General features: G+C 62.5%; 17 protein-coding genes and 1 tRNA gene. 11 read left to right on the top strand and 7 right to left on the bottom strand.

Going from position 1 to position 17,080, the window contains the following annotated elements; genetic code table 11:
* Positions 1-19: 19 nt before the first annotated feature.
* Together NTZ26_06830 and NTZ26_06835 are read left to right on the top strand one after the other, a co-directional pair.
* Positions 20-457 carry a thioredoxin domain-containing protein gene (locus NTZ26_06830; GenBank protein ID MCX6560215.1) on the top strand — a complete coding sequence of 146 codons (438 nt, stop codon included), beginning with the start codon at positions 20-22 and terminating at the stop codon, positions 455-457.
* Between the two features lie 120 nt (positions 458-577).
* A complete protein-coding gene (locus NTZ26_06835) occupies positions 578-2,959 on the top strand; it encodes a DPP IV N-terminal domain-containing protein (protein MCX6560216.1) in 2,382 nt (793 codons plus the stop codon).
* Positions 2,960-3,015: 56 nt separating this feature from the next.
* Here the strand turns inward: NTZ26_06835 and NTZ26_06840 are convergent.
* The 7 genes from NTZ26_06840 to NTZ26_06870 all read right to left on the bottom strand — a co-directional run bounded on the left by NTZ26_06840 (position 3,016) and on the right by NTZ26_06870 (position 8,956).
* Positions 3,016-3,102: transfer RNA gene (locus NTZ26_06840), tRNA-Leu, on the bottom strand.
* Between the two features lie 16 nt (positions 3,103-3,118).
* Positions 3,119-3,592, bottom strand: coding sequence for a preprotein translocase subunit SecG (gene secG, locus NTZ26_06845; protein ID MCX6560217.1), 474 nt, complete (start codon positions 3,590-3,592; stop codon positions 3,119-3,121).
* Positions 3,589-4,374, bottom strand: coding sequence for a triose-phosphate isomerase (gene tpiA, locus NTZ26_06850; GenBank protein MCX6560218.1), 786 nt, complete (start codon positions 4,372-4,374; stop codon positions 3,589-3,591). The genes secG and tpiA overlap by 4 nt, the downstream gene beginning before the upstream one ends.
* Position 4,375: 1 nt before the next feature.
* A complete protein-coding gene (locus NTZ26_06855; GenBank protein ID MCX6560219.1) occupies positions 4,376-5,560 on the bottom strand; it encodes a phosphoglycerate kinase in 1,185 nt (394 codons plus the stop codon).
* A gap of 5 nt (positions 5,561-5,565) precedes the next feature.
* Complete coding sequence (gap, locus tag NTZ26_06860) at positions 5,566-6,567, bottom strand: type I glyceraldehyde-3-phosphate dehydrogenase (protein ID MCX6560220.1); 1,002 nt, start codon at positions 6,565-6,567, stop codon at positions 5,566-5,568.
* 167 nt (positions 6,568-6,734) lie between these two features.
* Entirely contained in the window at positions 6,735-8,000 is a 1,266-nt protein-coding gene (locus NTZ26_06865) for an aspartyl protease family protein (GenBank protein MCX6560221.1), read from the bottom strand.
* Between the two features lie 14 nt (positions 8,001-8,014).
* Positions 8,015-8,956 carry an RluA family pseudouridine synthase gene (locus NTZ26_06870; GenBank protein MCX6560222.1) on the bottom strand — a complete coding sequence of 314 codons (942 nt, stop codon included), beginning with the start codon at positions 8,954-8,956 and terminating at the stop codon, positions 8,015-8,017.
* 155 nt (positions 8,957-9,111) lie between these two features.
* Between NTZ26_06870 and NTZ26_06875 the strand changes: the two genes are divergently transcribed.
* The 9 genes from NTZ26_06875 to NTZ26_06915 all read left to right on the top strand — a co-directional run bounded on the left by NTZ26_06875 (position 9,112) and on the right by NTZ26_06915 (position 17,071).
* Complete coding sequence (locus NTZ26_06875) at positions 9,112-10,674, top strand: NAD(P)H-hydrate dehydratase (GenBank protein MCX6560223.1); 1,563 nt, start codon at positions 9,112-9,114, stop codon at positions 10,672-10,674.
* The gene (gene tsaE, locus NTZ26_06880; protein MCX6560224.1) at positions 10,671-11,183 is read left to right on the top strand and encodes a tRNA (adenosine(37)-N6)-threonylcarbamoyltransferase complex ATPase subunit type 1 TsaE; all 513 of its coding nucleotides are present in this window, start codon (positions 10,671-10,673) and stop codon (positions 11,181-11,183) included. The genes NTZ26_06875 and tsaE overlap by 4 nt, the downstream gene beginning before the upstream one ends.
* A gap of 52 nt (positions 11,184-11,235) precedes the next feature.
* Positions 11,236-11,775 carry an adenine phosphoribosyltransferase gene (locus tag NTZ26_06885; GenBank protein MCX6560225.1) on the top strand — a complete coding sequence of 180 codons (540 nt, stop codon included), beginning with the start codon at positions 11,236-11,238 and terminating at the stop codon, positions 11,773-11,775.
* 47 nt (positions 11,776-11,822) lie between these two features.
* A complete protein-coding gene (locus NTZ26_06890) occupies positions 11,823-13,145 on the top strand; it encodes an NCS2 family permease (GenBank protein MCX6560226.1) in 1,323 nt (440 codons plus the stop codon).
* 110 nt (positions 13,146-13,255) lie between these two features.
* The gene (locus tag NTZ26_06895; protein MCX6560227.1) at positions 13,256-15,013 is read left to right on the top strand and encodes a glycoside hydrolase family 3 protein; all 1,758 of its coding nucleotides are present in this window, start codon (positions 13,256-13,258) and stop codon (positions 15,011-15,013) included.
* A 424-nt stretch (positions 15,014-15,437) separates the two neighbouring features.
* On the top strand, positions 15,438-15,677 hold the full coding sequence (locus tag NTZ26_06900) for a sulfurtransferase TusA family protein (GenBank protein MCX6560228.1): 240 nt from the start codon (positions 15,438-15,440) through the stop codon (positions 15,675-15,677).
* A gap of 26 nt (positions 15,678-15,703) precedes the next feature.
* On the top strand, positions 15,704-16,180 hold the full coding sequence (locus NTZ26_06905) for a DsrE/DsrF/DrsH-like family protein (protein ID MCX6560229.1): 477 nt from the start codon (positions 15,704-15,706) through the stop codon (positions 16,178-16,180).
* A gap of 61 nt (positions 16,181-16,241) precedes the next feature.
* Positions 16,242-16,610 (top strand): DsrE family protein, encoded by a 369-nt coding sequence (locus NTZ26_06910; protein ID MCX6560230.1) that lies wholly within the window; start codon positions 16,242-16,244, stop codon positions 16,608-16,610.
* A 14-nt stretch (positions 16,611-16,624) separates the two neighbouring features.
* Entirely contained in the window at positions 16,625-17,071 is a 447-nt protein-coding gene (locus NTZ26_06915; protein MCX6560231.1) for a glycine cleavage system protein H, read from the top strand.
* Positions 17,072-17,080 lie beyond the last annotated feature (9 nt).

Consider the following 17,080-nt stretch of genomic DNA (forward strand, 5'->3'; position numbering starts at 1 on the left):
CGAGAGAGGCAAATCCGTCATGGCCGACAAAATCAATGTCTCCTGTCTCAAGTGCGGCGCCACGAACGCCTATCCGACCGGCGACTCCGCCCGCAAAGTCGTCTGCGGCCGATGCAAGACTCCTTTGCCCCAGCCCGGCCGCGTTCTGGAGCTGGAACCCGAGCAAGTCGTCACCTTGATCCAGAACGCCAAAATGCCCCTGCTGATCGATTTTTCCTCGCCGACCTGCATGCCGTGCCATATGATGCAACCCGTCGTGGAGGGCCTGGCGCTGCGGCGGGCCGGAAACCTGGTGGTCGTCAAGGTCGAGACCGACGCCAACCGGGAGCTGGCCGCGGCCTTTAAGATCAAAGCCGTTCCCACCTTTATCGTCCTGAAGAACGGGTTCGAACGGGGCCGGACGACCGGGGCCATGAACGAGACGGATTTTTCCCTCTGGGTCGCCTCAAAAGAGTAGCGATCCGCGTTCCCGCCGGTTCTTGACACATCCCCATCGGGGTGAATATGCTTCCGTCCTATCCGCGCCCCGGAATCCAATCGTATTTGGGGAGCGGTGACAATTTTTAGGAGGCTGCTCATGGACAAGCGCTCGATCCGTAACCTATGCCCAATCCTCATCGTTCTGGCGCTTCTGGCCGTCGCGACGGCTTCGGCCCAAACGCCCTGGCGCCCGGCCGCTTTGACCGCCGCCGACTACGCCAAGGCCGAAAAGATGACGGCCGCGAACCTGGCTCCTCTTGTCCTGCGGATGGGCGTGCGGCCGGCTTGGCTGGCCGGCGATCGATTCTGGTACCGCGTCGCCGTCGCCGCCGACGCCTCCTCGTTCGTCCTGGTTGATCCGGCCAAGAAGCGCAAGGGGCCGGCTTTCGACGCGGTCAAGCTCGCCGTTGCCCTGTCCAAGGCAACGGGCAAGAACTACGACTCGGCTCGTTTGCCGTTCACGTCCATCGAGCTTTCGCCCGACGGGGGGAAGGTCACATTCACGGCTGAGGGCAAGCGCTGGGCGTTCACCGCGAAGCCGGAGGCGTTAAAAGAGGAGACAGGCGCCGCGCCTGCCGCCGCCGCTCCCGGCCCGGGAGCCGGATTTGGCGGTTCGGCCACGACCTCGCCCGACGGCAAATTGTCGGCTTTCATCCGCAACGACAACCTGTGGCTGAAGGAGACGGCCACCGGGACCGAGCGTCCGCTGACGAACGATGGCGTCAAGGATTTCGGGTACGCCACCGACAACGCCGGCTGGACCCGCAGCGATCGCCCGGTTCTGCTGTGGTCGCCCGACTCGAAGAAGATCGCCACTTTCCAGCAGGATCAGCGCGGAGTGGGGGAGATGTACCTGGTCGAGACCAAGGTCGGGCATCCCGTCCTGCAAGCCTGGAAATACCCCCTGCCCGGCGACCCCGTCGTCACGACGATCCAGCGGGTCATCATCGCCATCGACGGCCCCAAGGTCGTCCGGCTCCAGATTCCCCCCGATCAGCATCGCTCCACTTTCAGCGACGACATCAAGGGACGCGGCGGCGCCTTGGGCGACGCGGAGTGGACGCCCGACAGCAAGCGGCTGATCTTCGTCTCTTCGTCACGCGATCACAAGAAGGCCTGGGTCCGTTCGGCCGATCCCGAAACAGGCGCGGTCAAGGAGCTCTTCGAGGAGACCGCGGCCACTTACTTCGAGTCCGGGCACAGCGGGTCCCTCTGGCGCTTGCTGGGCGCGTCCAACGAGATTCTGTGGTTCTCGGAGCGCAGCGGCTGGGGGCAGATGTATCTCTATGACGCCGCCACGGGCAAGCTGAAGAACGCCGTCACGTCCGGCGAAGGGCTCGTCACCCTGATCGTGCGAATCGATGAAAAAGCCCGGCGGATCTTCTTCCTGGCCCAGGGCCGGGAGAAGGGCCGGGATCCCTACTTCCGGCATCTCTACCGGGTCGGGCTGGACGGGAAAGGCCTGACGCTCCTCACGCCGGATGACGCCGATCACGAGGTCACCCTCGCGCCGTCCGGTAAATATCTGGTGGATGCCGCCTCGAAGCCAGACGTCGCGCCGACGACCACCCTGCGCGACGCCGACGGCAAGCTCCTCCTGACTCTGGAGAAGGCCGACATCGCGCCGCTCCTGGCCTCGGGCTGGAAGCCCTGCACCCCGTTCACCGTCAAGGCGCGCGACGTTATGACCGACATCTACGGTCTGATGTTCCGGCCGACGGATTTCGACGCCAATAAGAAATACCCCATCGTGGTCAGCATCTACCCCGGCCCGCAGTCCGGCTCGATCGGCGGCCGTTCGTTCGCGCCCGTCCGGGGCGACACCCAGTCGCTGGCCGAGCTCGGGTTCATCGTCGTCCAGATCGACGGCATGGGCACGCCCGGCCGGTCCAAGGCCTTCCACGACGCCTACTACGCCAACATGGGCGACAACACTCTGCCCGACCAGGTGGCGGCGATCAAGCAATTGGCCGCGCAGTATCCCTGGATCGACATCGACCGGGTCGGGATCTACGGCCATTCGGGCGGCGGGTATGCCACGTGCGACGCCATGTTCCGCTACCCCGACTTCTTCAAGGTCGGGGTGTCTCAAGCCGGTAACCACGATCAGCGCGAATACGAGGACGACTGGGGTGAAAAGTGGCAGGGCCTGCTGACCAAGAACGCCGACGGGACGACGAGCTACGACGATCAGGCCAACCAGAACCATGCCGCCAAGCTTAAGGGCAAGCTCCTGTTGGCCCACGGCACGACGGACGGCAACGTGCCGCCCTACAACACCCTGCTGGTCGTCGACGCCCTGATCAAGGCCAACAAGGACTTCGACCTGATCCTGTTCCCCAACCGCAGCCACGGCTTCGGCGGCGAAGCCTACATGGTGCGCCGGCGCTGGGATTACTTCGTCAAGAACCTGCTGGGCGCGGAACCGCCCAAGGAGTACACGATCAAGCCGGCCGCCCCGCGCGGCCCGGGCCGCTGAAATCAGGCGATCACAAGCGCACCTCTCCGGTCGCTTGGACCGGGGAGGAAGGGGAATGCCGAAGAGGGGACTCGAACCCCTACGAGCGGGTAAGGCTCACTAGCCCCTCAAGCTAGCGTGTCTGCCAATTCCACCACTTCGGCATTTGCCGCCAGGCGTTTATTTCTTGGGCGCCGGCTGGGGAGCAGGCTGACCCGAGGAGGGCGTGGTCGTCACGGGAGCCGCCGGGGCTTTGGCGGCCGGGGGCTTTACCGCGGCCTTGTCGGCCGGTTTGTCGGCGGGCGTCTTGGCGCCGGCCGCGTTGGCGTCCGTTTTGACGGCCGGAGGCTTGGCCGCGGGCGTCATGGGCGCTTCGTTGGTCTTCTGGGCCGGGGCCTGAACGCCGCTGACGGCGGATTTGCCCTCGTGGCCCGACAGGATCCAAAGGCCGAGCGATGTGACCATGAATAGGACGGCGCTGATCGTCGTCACTTTGGACATCAACGAAGCCTGGCCCCGGGGCCCGAACGCGGTGGCGCTGCCGCCGCCGCCGAAGGCGCCGGCGAGGTCGGCCGCCTTTCCGGATTGGAGCAGAACGGCCAGGATCAGGACGATGCAAATGATCACGTGGATGGCTGTCAATAACGCGGTCACTGGACTTCCTTGTACGCCTTTACGGCCTCTTCCGCGATGCGGATAAAGCTCTCCGCTTCGAGGGATGCCCCACCGACGAGGAACCCGTCGATGTCCCATTCTTTGAACAGGGAATAAGCATTGGCGGGCTTTACCGACCCGCCGTAGAGGATAATAGCATAATCGGCCGGCCCATTTCCAGCCCTTTCTGACAGACGGCTTCGGACGAAGGCATGGACTTCTTCGGCCTGTTCCGGGGTCGCCGTCCGCCCCGTGCCGATAGCCCAGACGGGCTCGTAGGCCAGGACGATCCGGTCAAACTGATCCGCTCCGATGCCTTCCAGGCCGGCTGCGAGCTGGCGGCCGACGACTTCAAACGTCCGGCCCGCTTCCCGCTCCTCGAGGGTCTCCCCGAAGCAGAAAATCGGCCGTAGGCTGCCTTTCAGCGCAGCCCGCATCTTGCGATTGACGGCCTCGTCGGTCTCGCCGAAGAGCTGCCGCCGTTCGGAATGGCCGACGACGACATAACGGCATCCGGCATCAGCGAGCATCGGGGCCGAAACCTCGCCCGTGAACGCGCCTTGATCCTCCCAGTGGAGATTTTGGGCGCCTAATCCGACGGCGGTTCCGGCCAGGAGCCGGGCCAGACCGGCGAGCGCGGTGTAGGGCGGAAGAATGACGATCTCGGCAGGCTTGAGGCCGGGCGCCGCGTCGCGGACCGCGCCGGCCAAAACAGCGGCTTCCGGAAGGGTTTTGTACATCTTCCAATTGCCGGCGATGAACGGGGCCGTGCGGCGGCGCATGTCAGGCTTTCTTTTCCAGGGCTTCGATCCCCGGCAGGGTCCGGTTGGCCACGAACTCGAGGCTGGCCCCGCCGCCCGTGGAGATATGAGTGATTTTGGAGCTGACGCCGGCCTTGTCGACCGCGGCGATGGAATCCCCGCCGCCGATGATCGAGACGGCGCCCGAGGCAGCGACCGCCTCGGCGACCTTGATGGTGCCCTGGGCAAAAGCCGGCACTTCGAACACGCCCAGCGGGCCGTTCCAGAAGATGGTCTTGGCCTTGGCGATGATGCCGGCATAAAGGGCGATGGTCTTGGGGCCGATATCGACGCCCATGAGCTCGGCCGGGTAGGGGAACGTTTCCTGCACCTTCTCCACGACGCCCGACTCGATGGATTTGGTCATTAAATTGTCGACCGGGAGCAGGAATTGAATCCCTTCCTGCGCGGCTTTCTTCAGAATGTCCTTGGCGACATCGACCTTGTCGGGCTCGACGAGCGAGGTGCCGACCTGGCGGCCTTGGGCCAGGAAGAAAGTGTAAGCCATGGCACCGCCGATGAGGATGGTGTCGGCCTTGTCCAGGAGCGTTTCGATGACCGGGATCTTGTCCTCGGTCTTGGCCCCGCCCAGGATGGCCACGTAAGGCTTGGCCGGGTTGACGATGGCCTTGCGCAGGTTGTCGACTTCCTTCTTCATCAGGTAGCCGGCCGCGGCGACGGGGACGAAATCGACGATCCCGACGACCGAGGCATGGGCCCGGTGGCTGGAGCCGAAGGCGTCGTTGATGAAGATATCGACGCCCTCGGCCAGGGCCTTGGAGAGAGCCGGGTCGTTCTTGGTTTCGCCGGGGTGGAAGCGAACGTTTTCGAGCAGCAGGGCCTGGCCTTCCTTGAGCGAAGCCTTGAGGGCGTCCACTTCGGGCCCGATGAGGTCGGGCGCCATGATGACGTCCCGGCCGATGAGTTCGGACAAGCGGGCGGCCACCGGCTTGAGGCTCATCTTCGGATCGGGCTTGCCCTTGGGCCGGCCCAGGTGGGAGGCCAGAATGAGCTTGGCGCCTTTGCTTAAAAGGTAGGTGATGGTCGGCAGAGAGGCCTTGATGCGCTTATCGTTACGGATCGTCCCGTCTTCGTTCAGGGGGACGTTGAAGTCCACCCGCAGGAAGACGGTCTTGCCTTTGACGTCCAGGTCCTCGATGAACCGCATGCTCGTCACTTGCCGATGTAGCGGACGAGGTCGACAAGGCGGCAGGAGTAGCCCCACTCGTTGTCGTACCAAGCCATGACCTTGAGGAAGTTGTCGCCGAGGACCTTGGTGGACAGGCCGTCGACGACCCCCGAGTGTGGGTCGGACATGAAGTCGACCGAAACGAGGGGCTCGTCGGTGTAGCCGAGGATGCCCTTGAGCGAACCGGCCGCGGCGGCCTGGAAGGCGGCGTTGACGTCCTTGTCGGTTGCGGGCTTCTTGAGCAGAGCGACGAGATCGACGATCGAGACGTTGGGGGTCGGAACCCGGATGGCGATGCCGTCGATCTTGCCCTTGAGCTCGGGCAGGACGAGGCCCACCGCCTTGGCGGCGCCGGTCGTGGTCGGGATCTGGGATACGGCCGCGGCCCGGGCCCGGCGCAGATCTTTATGGGGCGCGTCGAGGATCTTCTGGTCGTTGGTGTAGGAGTGGATCGTGGTCATGAAGGCCTTTTCGATCCCGAAGGACTCGTGCAGGACCTTGGCCACGGGGGCCAGGCAGTTGGTCGTGCAGGAGGCGTTCGACAGCATATGATGTTTGGCCGGGTCATAGGCCTTTTCGTTGACGCCCATGACGATGGTGATGTCGGGGTCGGTGGCCGGGGCCGAGACGATGACCTTGCGGGCGCCGCCCTTTTCGACGTGCTTCATGACGTCGGGGCGCTTGGTGAACTTGCCGGTGGACTCGATGACGACATCGACGCCGAGGTCCTTCCAGGGCAGCTCGCCGGGGTCCTTGACGGCCAAAACCTTGACCGTCTTGCCATTGACGATGATCGCGTCGGCGGTCGCCGAAACCTCGCCCTTGAAGCGGCCGAGGATTGAGTCGTACTTGAGCAGGTGGGCCAGGGTTGCGGCGTCGGTGATATCGTTGACGGCCACAAACTCCAGGGACGGATCGCCGGCGGCGGCCCGAAGCATGTTGCGGCCGATCCGGCCGAACCCGTTGATGCCGATCTTGATGGACATATGAAACCTCCTAAGGATATTCGGGGGATGCCGAAAAGTACCGAGTAAAATACCACGAATCGGGGCTCTCGTAAAGAGAGGGAACTCCCTTTGAGGAGGACCTTTCTGACGCCTTTCCCGCTAAGAGGCCTTCAGCGGCTACCGCATGACTTGAAAAGCCAGAAATATTATTGAAGAATAACGGTTTTGCTCAAGGTGCAGGTCTTTTGTTTTCCTCCGCCTTCGACTTGCAGAGAAAGCGTTTTTCCTGGTCCGAAAAGCAAGTCGGGGTCCAGGTAAAAGCGGCAATAGTCATCAACGGTGACGGAATCGAATTTCAGGTCATTGATCCGCAGGATGCGGTCTCCGATCTGGACGCCGGCCTTTTCGGCCGGCGATCCTTCGTAGAGATAGCTGACATACAATTTTCGCTCCTCGGCATTGAAGGAAAACCCGAAACCGAAGGTCTCCAGCAAAGGGGGGGACTCCGGAACCTGGGGAGTCAGTCGGATCTCGTTTTTTCCCCAGTCGAAGGTGACGGCGAAGCGGCCGAAAAAATCATTGCCTACGCTGGCCAAGGCCTCGGGGTAAAATGCAAGCAGCAGGGCCGGCGCACGATAATCTCCGCTTTTAACGGTCTGAAGGACGGCCGTCCGGCCCCGAGAGGCCTTGACGCCCATCGCCCCGCCCAGCAATTCGCCGTAGACCGCAACGGAGGGTGTGTCCTTGCGGCGGCCTCGTATTTCCTGCCAATATTCCAAGGGCGCCCTGAAACCGGAGGTCGACCCCAGATCCACTTTAAAGGGCAGTCGCAAACCGTTCCACTCCAGAGCGATTTCCGGGATGCGCTGGATGGTCTGTTTGAAGGGGAGGATCAGGACGGGAGAAAGATGCGGCAGGCGATCCTCCTGATCGGTAAGGATCAATTTCCGCCGGGCATAATCAAGATGCCAATAGGGCGCCAGCCGCATGAGATTCATGCCGATCACGCCGTCGGCGGCGTAACAGCCGAGGGAAGGGAGGGAAGGGATCCGATTCAGGTCAAATATGCCCGCGCCGGTTCCATCGAAAGGGATTCCGCCGATAGTGATCCGGTTAAGGGTGACGAAGTCAGTCGTTCCCTTCTTTTGATTGGAATCCACGATCGTATCGGAGACCTTGGGTGCAACGGCAAGCGAGAGTGCCAAGGCCGGAGATATAACGCTGAATGTGGCGCTTGTGTCGAAGAGGAAATGGTATGTTTCTGGACTGTTGTTGATTTGGACGGGAACCAGGATCAAGCCTCGACGGTAAAGGATATCCACCTCGGAATAGTATCCTTTCTGGTCGAGACGGCCGGCCAGAAAGAGAGAGCCCATTTTGATCATCGTGCACCCGGAAACACCGGCCAGGACGATCACAACAATAACGATCTTGACTAGGATTATTCTTTTTCGAAAACGATGTCCGAGCATAACAAGAGCTCCTTTCACGGCTCAGGGGCGAGTGCCGGCGGGGGAGGGGCGATCACTTCTCGTTCGCCGCGGCCATCGGGCCTAGGGAATCGGATTTTCCAAGAATGTAGAAGATAACCGCAATCGCCCGGGCGGGCGGTGGATTCGCCGTCGGCGGCGATGACCCAGGGGAGTCCACCGGGGCCGTAGAGGGGATCACCGACGAGAGGATATCCGGCATAAGCCAGATGGATGCGGATCTGATGGGGGCGGCCGGTAGGGATCGTCACCTCGAGAATCGAAGCGTTCTCGTCGGTTAGATGGCGAATAACGCGGACATGGCTAATAGCCGCGCGGCCGCGGGGAGAATAAGCGTTGACTGTTGCCCCTTTGCCGTTAGGGACCGGGCCGATCGGAACATCGACTGTGAACGCATCCGGCGAAACAAGGCCTGAAGCCTTGGCCAGATAGACTTTGAGAATCTGCCGCTCGACCATGGCCTTGGTCAGAAATCGAGCGGCTTGCTCGTTCCGGGTGAACAGGATCGCTCCGGAAGTCCCGCGTCCGAGGCGGTGAAGAGGGGAGCATTCCGGCCCAAAGCGCTTGCGGGCCAAGTGAAGCAGGGTGTTCTCCAGGAATCCGCCGCCGGGCAGGACGGGCAGGCCGGAAGGCTTATCCAGGACTAAAATGTCATCGTCTTCATAGAGAACGCCGAAATCGACGGGGGCATCGGGCTCTTCCCAGGCCGGGCGCGAATAGACGAGAAAGTCGCCGCGGATCAGGATTTCGTCGGGTGAGGCCGGCTTCCCGTTGCGGGAGATTCGCCCGATTCGGATATGCTCGCGCCAGGTTTCCTCCGTCGAGTGCGGATAATGCCGTACATAAAACGCCAAAATTAGCAGGCCTTCGTCCTCCGTGGAGATGCGGTCGGAGTATTGGCAGCCTTTGTTTCGAATGGGGATGATCCTGCTTTCCATCCCTATTCTACACGATCCTCGTCGCGATCCCGTGAGGGTACCGAAGCGGCGGATCGGTTCCTCCCGCGCCGAGGTGCGATTCGAACTCATCCGTACGGAAGCCAAAGGGCTTTTCTCCGGGTCTCTCCGAATGTGATAAAATCCCATCGAGCGCCATGCAAAAAATACTGACTTCGCAACAGATGCGGGCAATCGATCATACGGCCATCGAAGAGATCGGCATCCCCGGCCCGGTGCTTATGGAAAACGCCGGCCTGCGGGTAGTTGAGGAGATAATTAAACGCTATCCCGATCCGGCCCGGGAGCGCATCGTCGTCGTGGCCGGCAAGGGCAACAACGGAGGAGACGGCCTGGTTGTGGCCCGTCATCTAAGCCTGCGGGGGGGCAAGCCGGTCGTGCTTCTACTGGCCGCTAAAGACGATCTGAAGGGTGACGCCGCCCTTAACCTGGCGGCGGCGGAGAAGTCCGGCGTCGAAGTCGTCGACGCCTCGACCGAGCTGTGTTGGAAAAAGCAGAGGATGACGCTGCTCCACGCTTCGATCGTCGTGGACGCGATCTTCGGCACGGGCCTGGACAAGCCCGCGGCCGGGATTTATGCGAACGCCATCGAGGATATCAACAAAGCCCGCGGCTTCAAGGTCGCCGTCGACATCCCCTCGGGCTTGTCCTCGGACACGTTCGCACTCATCGGGCCGGCCGTCCGAGCCAATCTGACGGTCGCCCTGGCCGCGCCGAAAATCAGCCATATCTTTCCCCCGGCCGCCGATCTGTGCGGTCAGTTGGTGATCGCCGACATCGGGATCCCCAAGTTCCTGCTGGATCCGGCGGATCTGAAATTGGCCGTGACCGAGCGGAAGGACATTCTGCCGCTTTTTGCTCCGCGCCGCCGGGACGGCCATAAGGGATCTTATGGCCATCTGCTGGTCCTGGCTGGTTCGGTAGGCAAGACGGGCGCCGCGGTGCTGACCGGGAAGGCTGCCTTGCGGATGGGCGCCGGGCTAGTCACCATCGCCACCGCGGGACGAGCGGTTGCCACTGTCGCTCGGGGAATGCTGGAGCTGATGACCGAGCCCCTGTCGGAAACGGCGGCCGGTACGATCGCAGCCGAGGCGCTGCCCGCGGTCGAGAAGATTCTCAGAGGCAAGAACGCCGTCGTCATCGGGCCGGGCCTCTCGACCGACCCTTCGACTTCCGCCCTTATCCTTTCGCTCATCCCCCGGCTTAAGGTTCCGGCTGTTATAGACGCGGATGGACTCAACATCCTGGCCGGCAGGATCGATATTCTCAAGAAATTGACCCAGCCGGTTGTGCTCACGCCCCACCCGGGGGAGTTCGCCCGTCTGATCGGGAAAACCGTAGCCGAGGTCCTGGAGAAGCGGCTCGAGCTCGCTCCGGCCTTCGCCCGCGAATACAACGTCATCCTCGTGCTCAAAGGCCATCGCACCCTGGTCGCGGCGCCCGACGGCCGGGTCTTCGTCAACCCAACCGGAAACCCGGGTATGGCGACCGGAGGATCCGGCGATGTGTTGAGCGGCCTGATCGGCTCGCTCATCGTTCAATCGAAGGATATCCTGGCCGCGACGAGGGCGGCCGTCTATGTCCATGGCTTGAGCGGCGACCTGGCGGCGGCCAAGTTGGGCGAGCGGGCCCTCATCGCCGGCGACCTCATCCGCTTCCTGCCGGCGGCCGTCAAATTCCTGGAAGACGCGGCGAAATGACGACGATGAAGAAGCCGCCCGCGCGAACGCCACGGGCGAAATCCGCCCCGGCCCAATCGGCCCGTCGGAAAAAACAAGCCGCTGCGAATGTCTTCCGTTCCAAGAGCGAGAAAGAGACCAGGGAATTCGCCGCCCGCCTGGCCGGAACGTTCAAGGGGAACGAAGTCGTTTTCCTGGTCGGCGAGCTGGGCGCCGGCAAGACGGTGTTCGCCAAAGGCGTGGCCGCCGGGCTTGGGCTCGAAGATATCGGCGAGGTTTGCAGCCCGACCTTCACCCTGATGAACGTCTATCAGGCCCGCTTTCCCATCTACCATCTCGACCTCTATCGCCTCGGGTCGGCGCCCGAGATCCGGGACCTCGGGTTCGAGGATTATGTCGGGGACGGGGTCATCCTGGTCGAGTGGGCCGAGAAGATCGATTTTCCGATGCCCGCGATCCGCGTTTCTATTAAAGTCGAGCCCGACGAAACACGGACCATCCGGGCCGATAAACGCGCCTTGCGCCCCTAGACGCTCCCGGCGTTTTAGGCTAAATTAAGCCCGCCTGACAAGGAGTGCCCCTATGAACACCGCACCGCTCAAGAAGAAGATCTACGAAGTGAAGGACTACCCGAAGCCCGGCGTCGGGTTCAAGGACATCACCCCGCTTGTGGCCGACGCTAAGGCTTATAAAGAAGTCATCGACGCCCTCTCGGCCTGGGCCCGCTTCAAGAAGCCCGACCTCATCGTCGGCATCGAGTCGCGCGGGTACCTCTTCGCCGCGCCGGTGGCCCGCGATCTCAAGCGCGGCCTGGCCGTCATCCGCAAGAAGGGCAAGCTGCCCCGCAAGACCGTCTGCGTCCAGGCGCCCAACGAATATGCCGTCGAGTATTTCGAGATGCACGAGGACGCCATCCAGCCCGGCCAACGGGTCCTGGTCATCGATGACCTCATCGCTACCGGGTCCTCCTCGATCGCGGCCATCAATCTGGTCAAGATCCTCAAGGGTGTGGTGGTCGGGTTCGGCGCCGCCATCGAACTTCAGTTCCTGAACGGGCTCAAAGCCATCCGCCAAGCCCATCCCGACGTCGCCGTCTTCAGCTTGATCAAGTACAAGAAGTGACCCGGCCCGGGGGAGCGCCGACGTGCCCCCCGGACAAGGAGCATGCGATGGGCGCGAGGCTCGACCGGTTTTTCAAGCTGACTGAGAACGGCACCAACGTCCGGACCGAGATCCTGGGTGGGGCGACCACGTTCATGACCATGTCCTACATCATCTTCGTCCAACCGGCCATTCTCTCATCGACCGGCATGGATCGGGGTGCGGTGTTGACGGCCACCTGCCTGGCCTCGGCCGTCGCCACGCTGCTCATGGGCCTGCTGGCGAACTATCCGATCGCCCAGGCCCCGGCCATGGGCCACAACGTTTTTTTCGCCGTCGTCGTCTGCGGGATCATGGGCTATTCCTGGCAAGCGGCGCTGGGCGCCATATTCATCGCCGGCCTGGCCCAGATCATCCTGTCGATCGCCGGATTCTATGACAAGCTCGTGGCCGCCGTGCCCGAAAGCCTCAAGCATGCCATCGCCGTCGGGATCGGCCTGCTCATCGCCTTGATCGGACTCGAATACGGCGGCGTCGTCGCCTCCAGCCCGGGCACTTACATCGGTCTCGGCAACCTGACCGCCAAGCCCGTCCTGCTGGCGCTGGCCGGGACGGCGCTAAGCGCCGTGCTGATGGCTAGGCGAGTTAAAGGGGCCATCCTGCTCGGCATGCTGGGCACTTCCGCCGCCGGTGTGGTCCTGGGTGTCATCAAGTACCAGGGCGTCCTGGCCGCTCCTCCCAGCCTGGCCCCGACTTTCCTCAAGCTGGATATCCCCGGCGCCTTGCACATGGGGATCTTCTCGGTCCTTTTTGTCTTTTTTTTCCTGGACATGTTCGACTGTGTCGGCACGCTCATTGGGGTCAGCCAGCCGGCCGGCTTCATGAAGGCCGGCCAGCTGCCGCGGGTGGGTAAGGCCATCCTGGCGGATGCGATCGGTACGGTCGAGGGCACGCTCCTCGGCACCTCCACCGTCTCGAGCTACATCGAAAGCACGACCGGGATCGCGGCCGGCGCCCGCACCGGCTTGGCCAACGTGGTCACGGCCGGGCTTTTCCTGGCGGCGCTCTTCTTCAGCCCCTTGGCCGAGATGATCGCCGGCGAGGTCAAGCTAGGCGATGTCGTCCTGCGCCCGGCCATCGCCCCGGCCCTCATCCTGGTCGGCTACCTGATGATGCGCTCGGTCCGATACATCGACTGGGACGATCTGACGGAGGCCGTTCCCGCCTTTCTGGCCATCGTCCTTACGCCGTTGACCCAGAGCATCGCTGAGGGCATCGCCTTCGGCTTTATCTCCTACTCGCTGCTGAAGCTGACTACGGGCAAGGGCCGGTCTGTTCATCCTCTCGTCTATATCTTTTCCGTGCTGTTTATCGCGCGCTACTTTTTCTGATCCGGCTTCGACGATTAATGGGCATTTCATTGTCGTCGCGAGCCCTCGCCGAAGGCGAGGGCGTGGCGACCTCCATGATAAGATCGGATTCGATATATGAGGAGAACCAGATGAAACATCCGATAAATCCCCATCGAATCCTTATTCTCCTCTTGGCCGCTTTCCTGGCCGCCTCCTGCGCGCCGCCCGCGCCCAAGGTGGGTTTGAGCCTCGAATCCGATGGCGCCCGCTGGGTCGAGCGGACGATGCGGACGATGACACTCGAGGACAAAGTGGCCCAGATGATCGGCTGCCGATATTCGGGCGAATTCCTTCCGGCCGACAGCGATCAGCTCGCCTTCCTCAAGCGCCTGGTCGCCAAGCACAAGATCGGCAGCCTGGCCATCTTTCTCGGCGACGCCTATGAGACCGCCGCTCTCAACAATACCCTGCAGGCACTGGCCGACGTGCCCCTTCTCATGGGCTCGGACCTGGAACGTGGGGCCGGGAATCAAATCACGGGGGCGACCCTGTTCCCGACGATCATGGGTGTGGGTGCCTCCGATTCCGAGGAGCTGGCCTACGGCATGGGTCGGACGACCGCGCTGGAAGGGCGGGCGCTGGGCCTCCACATGACTTATGCGCCGGTCGTCGACGTCAACATCAATCCCGACAATCCCATCATCAATACCCGGTCTGTCGGCGAGAACCCCGCCCAGGTCGCCCGCATCGCGGTCGCCTTCGCCCGCGGCTGCCAGGACAACGGCATGATCGCCACGGCCAAGCATTTCCCCGGTCACGGCGATACCGACCAGGATTCGCACATCCTTCTCCCCGTCATCAAGGGCGATCGGGAGCGCTTGAATAAAATCGAGCTGGCGCCCTATCGCAAGCTGATCGAAGCCGGCGTGGGCGCCATCATGGTCTCCCACCTGATGGTCCCCGCTCTCGATCCGACGCCCGGCTTGCCGGCCACCCTCTCGCCCGCCATCCTGACGGGCCTTCTGCGCGGGGAGATGGGCTTTCGCGGCTTGATCGTGACCGACGCCATGGAGATGGGCGGCGTCACAAACGCCTACGCGCCGGCGGAAGCAGCACTCAAAGCGATCCAGGCCGGCATCGATATCGTGCTCCTGCCGCTCGAGCCCGAGACGGTGGTCGAGTCGCTGAAGGACGCCGTGCGCACGGGAATTCTACCCCGTGAACGGGTGAATGCGTCCGTGCGGCGCATCTTGGAGGCCAAGGCCCGACTGGGACTGCATCGCGAGCGGTTTGTCGATCTTGCGGCCCTGCCTGCCCGACTTGGAACCAAGCCCTTCCTGGCCCAAGCCGCTAAAACATTCGAAGCGGCCGTGACCTTGGTCAAGAACGATGGCGACATCCTGCCTCTGCCTGCGACGGGAAAGAAAATCGTCGTCGTTTCCCTGAGCAGCGATAAGGGCGATTATTTCGCGGGCCGTGTCTTTGCCAACGCAGTCAAGAACCACAACCCCGAAACCCAGATCTTCTACGCCGACGGCGATACCGGCCAGGAATCCCTGGATGAAACGGCGGCTAAGGCGGCTGAATCAGATGTCGTTGTCTTCGCCTTGTTCTCCAGCCTGAGCGCCTGGAAGGGGAGCGTCGGGCTCGATCCCCGTCACACAGCCCTGATCAAACGGATCAAGGAGAGCGGCAAACCCGTGGTCGCGGCTTCTTTCGGCAGCCCCTACCTATTGCGCGAATTTCCGGCCATCGACGCCTATCTTTGTCTCTACCGCAACCAGCTCCAGATGCAGGCGGCGGCGGCCAAGGCCCTCTTTGGCGAGACCGACGTGAGCGGGAAGCTCACGGTGACCATCCCTGGTGTCGCTGCTGCCGGGACCGGCGTCGTGCTGAAGAAACGCTAGCGCCGATCGCCGCCCCGAGTCAATTCTTCTTCAGGCGGGCCACGTAGATATTATCCACTCGCATCGAGGTGTCCGAGGTGATGACCTCGAATCCGGCCGCTCTTGCGGCGGCCCCCGGATTGACGAGAGGGGGCGAGCGGCGTAAATTGAAGGCATCGGGGTGATTCGCCCTGGCGGAAAAAAAAACTCGACGGCGTTGAGAACGGAGGCGCTTGGGCACTTGACCAAGGAATTCGATATGATATATAAGTGCGCTGGGAATTAACTGCGGCGGCCGTTGCGGCCGGAAAGCCGAGACCGGATTGGTCAGACTCGGACATCGCCATTCTTGGTTCATCCCCGCGGTGCTCCGCCCTGCGTCCCGATGTTATCCCTTGGCGCGGCGATCGTCGCGCCTTATCCAAATCTATCCGGAGGATCAATCATGATCGATGTCGTCGCTCATCAAACGGCCGATTTCAGCGGCCTGGCCTGTCCGATGCCCATCATCAAGACCAAGAAAGCCATTGACGGCATGGCCGTCGGCGAAGTCCTGAAGATGATCTCGACCGATCCGGGGTCCGTCAGCGACATCCAAGCCTGGGCCGCCAAAACCGGGCAGGAATTGATCGGCCACGAGGAAACCGGCGGCAAATATGTTTTTTACATCCGCAAAGTAAAATAATTTTCCATCCCAAAGGAGACGCCGACATGCCTGAAGAAACAAGCCGACGACTAGCCATCATCGCCCTGCACGGGACGATGGATCTTGCTTATCCGCCCTTCATCCTGGCCACGGCGGCGGCGGCCCTGGATATGGAAGTGGCTATCTTTTTCACATTCTATGGCTTGGAGATCCTTAAAAAAGGAAAGGTCGATAAGCTCAAGGTGGCTTCGATCGCCAATCCGGCCATGCCGGTGCCCATGCCCAACATCATCGGCATGCTGCCCGGGATGACCTCCATGGCCACGATGATGATGAACAAGTGGATGAAGAAAGCCCACGTCGCCAAGCTGAGCGAGCTTCTGGCCACGGCCAAGGAGATGAACGTCCGCCTGATCGCCTGCCAGATGACGATGGACGTCATGGGCATCAAGAAGGAAGACCTCATCGATGGTCTGGAGTACGGCGGGGCGGCGACCTTTCTGGAGTTCGCCAGTCACAACGCCGTCACCCTGACGTTCTGAGGCAAGGACGCGCCGGCCGGCGGCCGCGGGGCCGCGGCCGGCTTCGAAAAAGGAGGACCCGATGAGCGACGACCGAGTCTTGATCGTCATGACCAGCGGCCCGGATACACCCCGCCGCTGCGCCACGCCCTTCTTCATGGCCACCCTGGCGGCGGCCATGGAATACGACGTCACCATGTTCTTCACCGTCGACGGCACCTTGCTCCTGAAAAAGGGGTTGGCCGACGGCGTCTTCCCTAAAGCCGGGGGCAAATCGGTCGGCGAGTTCTTGCGCGAGGCCCTGGAGGCCGGAGTGAAAATGATGGCCTGCTCGGCCTCGACCGAGCTTCACGACCTTGTGCCGGGCGACTTGATCGAGGGCGTCAAGATGCTGGGGGGGGCGTCCCTCTGGCAGATCGCCGAAGACTGCAAAACGGTTCTATCGTTCTAAAAAGGAGGGCTGGAATGGCCAACTTGCGCGGATGCAATCTTCCCGAGGACCTCTATTACTACGTCGAGAAGCACATTTGGGCCAAGCCGATGGACGGCGGCATCGTGCGGATCGGCATGAATGCCGTGGCCGGAAAGCTTTCCGGCGGCAAGCTGAATGCCGTGACCGTCAAGTCCAAGGCCATCGGCGGAGAGATCGCCAAGGGCAAGAGCGTGGCCACGGTCGAAAGCTCCAAGTATGTCGGCCCCGTCCCGGCCCCGGTGTCCGGAATTCTGGTCCGGGCCAACGTTCAGTTGGCGGCCGATCCGAACCTGGTCATCCGCGACCCCTACGGCGAAGGCTGGATCGCCGAGATTCAAGCCAGCCAGTGGGAGGCCGAAAAGGCCGGCCTGTTGACGGGGTCGGCGGGCCTGGCCGCCTACCTGGCCAAGCTGGAAGCCGACAACATTTCCTGCGGCTGAGCCCGGCTC

This window comes from Candidatus Aminicenantes bacterium, from assembly GCA_026393855.1.
Lineage (GTDB): Bacteria > Acidobacteriota > Aminicenantia > Aminicenantales > UBA4085 > UBA4085.